The organism is Clostridioides sp. ZZV15-6383, from assembly GCF_020657735.1.
GTDB classification, from domain to species: Bacteria; Bacillota; Clostridia; order Peptostreptococcales; family Peptostreptococcaceae; genus Clostridioides; species Clostridioides difficile_D.
Window position 1 is genome coordinate 1 of record NZ_JAGWCV010000223.1, and the last position, 255, is coordinate 255.

1 protein-coding gene is annotated in these 255 nt (G+C 43.5%); it reads right to left on the minus strand.

All coding sequences use genetic code 11. The features are described 5' to 3' along the window. Positions 1-255: hypothetical protein (locus KGF42_RS19555; RefSeq protein ID WP_227826943.1), on the minus strand; the 255-nt coding region annotated here is incomplete at both ends.

A 255-nucleotide genomic window follows, 5' to 3' on the forward strand; every position in this document is an offset into this window, starting at 1 on the left:
CCTCCACTATCTGGATCCGGTTTACTATTTCCTCCATTATCTGGATTTGGTTTGCTATTTCCTCCACTATCTGGATCCGGTTTACTATTTCCTCCATTATCTGGATTTGGTTTGCTATTTCCTCCACCATCTGGATCCGGTTTACTATTTCCTCCATTATCTGGATTTGGTTTGCTATTTCCTCCATTATCTGGATCCGGGTTATCTGGATCCGGGTTATCTGGATCTGGGTTATCTGGATCCGGGTTATCTGGA